Origin of the sequence: Rothia sp. HMSC075F09 (assembly GCF_001810515.1) — a bacterium.
Classification (GTDB): Bacteria; Actinomycetota; Actinomycetes; order Actinomycetales; family Micrococcaceae; genus Rothia.
This window is the reverse complement of sequence record NZ_KV801791.1, coordinates 6301-6609: the sequence shown is the minus strand read 5'-3', so window position 1 is coordinate 6609 and position 309 is coordinate 6301.

The window sequence follows — 309 nt, the reverse complement described above, 5'->3', positions numbered from 1 at the left end:
TGAAAGTCCCTCCGAAAAGGAAGGGAAATTTACAACCGCACGGCGAACACCCGCGAATTTTGCCCTCAATGAAAGTCCCTCCGAAAAGGAAGGGAAATTGCAGCCGACCGGCGGCACCGAACAGCAAATCAGCCCTCAATGAAAGTCCCTCCGAAAAGGAAGGGAAATCGCTGACGGAAAAACTCGCGCCAATTATCAGCAGCCTCCCTCAATGAAAGTCCCTCCGAAAAGGAAGGGAAATTCGTGCCGGGTGTGGCGGTTGCGCGTATTATTGATGGTCCCTCAATGAAAGTCCCTCCGAAAAGGAAG